General features: G+C 52.3%; 2 protein-coding genes. Both read right to left on the reverse strand.

Annotation, left to right across the window (positions count from 1 at the left end):
* Nucleotides 1-15: 15 nt before the first annotated feature.
* On the reverse strand, nt 16-1,005 hold the full coding sequence (locus tag WBV27_RS03345; RefSeq protein ID WP_424199405.1) for a zinc-binding dehydrogenase: 990 nt from the start codon (nt 1,003-1,005) through the stop codon (nt 16-18).
* A 97-nt stretch (nt 1,006-1,102) separates the two neighbouring features.
* Nucleotides 1,103-2,329 (reverse strand): phosphoribosylamine--glycine ligase (gene purD, locus WBV27_RS03350; RefSeq protein WP_424199407.1); only part of this gene is annotated, 1,227 nt, incomplete at its 5' end.

Genomic DNA, 2,329 nt, shown 5'->3' on the forward strand with positions numbered 1-2,329 from the left:
CCGTTTTGTTGCAATTCAACCGATCTGCAAGGCGATTTTCCCCGTCTGTTCGGCATTTTCCAGCCGTTGGAATGCCTCCCTGAACTCCTCTGCCGGATAAACGGCATCCACTACCGGATGGAGATCATGTTCCTCGACAAAACGGAGCATCGCTTCATACTCTTCGAAGCTACCCATCGTCGAACCTTTCAGCGTGTACTGTCCGTAAAAGAATTTCCGCAGATCGAAGGTGACCAGATCGCCCGTCGATGAGCCGAAAGTCACGATAGTGCCGCCTCTGCGGACCGCAGCCAGCGATTTGTCGAAAGTGGCTGCTCCGACTGACTCGATTACGACATCCACTTTTCCGCCGATTCCTTCGACCCAATCCTCATCGTGCAGCAAGCCTTTTTCGGCTCCGTGCTGCAGCGCCATTCTCAATTTTTCTTGGGAACGGGACGTGACGTACACTATCGCTCCAGCTGCCTTGGCGAATTGCAGCAGATAGTTGGCTACTCCGCCGCCGATGCCTGGGATCAGGACTTTCATGCCTTCCGATACTCCGCCTTTTGTGAATAAGGCACGGTAAGCTGTCAAAGCGGACAGGGACAAAACGCCTGCTTCTTCCCAAGACAGCTGGGCCGGTTTGTGGACAGCATTCTCTTCGGAAACAACGATTTCCTCCGCCATCGCCCCCTGCTCCGAACTCCCGAGGATCGCGAAGGTTTCCGGAGCCGTGTCGCTGTTCTTGCGCCACCCGCTGCCGGGATAAAGCATCACTTCATCACCGATTTTGAAACGCGTCACCTCTGCTCCGACAGCCACAACGACACCGGCAGCATCCGATCCGATGACAACCGGATGCTTCTCATGGACTTGGCTTAAGGCAAAAAGGTCGCGATGATTCAGTCCCGCCGCTTTGACCTTTATTTTGATCTCGGAAGGTCCAGCCGGCTGTTCCGCACGGTCTTCCCATTTCAAACCTTGCAGTCCGACTTTTCCGCTGTGAATCAATGTTTTCACCATATCACTCACTCCTCAAATGGATAGTTCTGTCAGATTCAGTATAACTTTTCAGGGCAGAAATACAAAGAGGGAGACCCGAAGCCTCCCCCTCATCTTGCTATTTTTCGGTAAAACGGATCGCTTTTGCTCCGATGTCGGAACGGTAGAAAGTATGCGCGATCGGATTTGCACTCAGGTAACGGTAAGCTTTGTCTTGCGCGGCTTGGAGCGTTTCGCCTTGGCCAGCGATCAACAGGATACGACCGCCGTTTGACAATAGTCCTTGTTCGCCAGCCTTCACGCCTGCTGCATAGACGATGCAATCGGCATTTTCCGTATCCAGATCAGGCAACGGGATGTCTTTCATTGGTGCTTCAGGATAGCCTTCAGCGGCAACAACAACACCCAAAGTGTAACGATCGGTATACATTTCGATGACCGGATCTTTTCCGTTCAGGATGTCATCGATGACTTGCGCCAAATCGGATGCCATCTGGTTCATGATGACCTGTGTTTCCGGATCGCCGAAACGGGCATTGAATTCGATGACGCGCAACCCTTTGGCGGTGATCATCAAGCCGGCATAGACAACTCCCTTGAATGGGATGCCTTCAGCAACCATCGCCTCTACAGTCGGTTTTACGACCGTATCCAGCACTTCTTGAATCATAGCTTCAGATACTTGCGGTACTGGCGAATAAGCGCCCATGCCGCCCGTATTAGGGCCTTTGTCGCCATCATAGGCGCGTTTGTGGTCTTGTGCGACGCCTGAATAGTAATACTTCGCACCATTCGCCAGCGCGAACAACGAGAATTCTTCCCCTTCAAGGTACTCTTCGATAACGACTTTCGGTTTGCCGGCTGCATATTTGCCTTGCAGGAGCATGTCGTTCAGCGCATCCAGAGCCTCCGTCATCGTCATCGCGACAACGACGCCTTTTCCGGCTGCCAGACCGTCCGCCTTGATGACGATCGGAACACCATTGGCTTCCACGTAAGCAACGGCTGCCTCATAGTCCTCGAATGTCTCATAGGCTGCAGTCGGGATGCCGTATTTTTTCATCAGGTCTTTTGCGAACTGCTTGGAGCATTCCAAGTCGGCCGCTTTTTTGCTGGGTCCGAAGACTTTCAGGCCAGCCGCTTCAAATACATCCGTTACCCCTTCAAATAAAGGTATTTCCGGTCCGACGAAAGTCCAAGCGATGTTGTTGTCTTTGACGAATTGAACCAATCCTTGATGGTCGTTTTCCGCAATGTCGACTAATGTAATGCCGTCCTGGGCCATCCCTGGGTTCCCTTTGGCGCAGTAAACAGTCTCCACCAACGGGCTTTGAGTTAATTTTTT

The sequence above is a fragment of the Trichococcus sp. genome (assembly GCF_049589555.1).
Lineage (GTDB): Bacteria > Bacillota > Bacilli > Lactobacillales > Aerococcaceae > Trichococcus.

Coding starts and splice junctions, on each gene's coding strand:
- WBV27_RS03345 (WP_424199405.1), bottom strand. CDS start 1,005: ATGGTGAAAACATTGATTCACAGCGGAAAAGTCGGACTGCAAGGTTTG.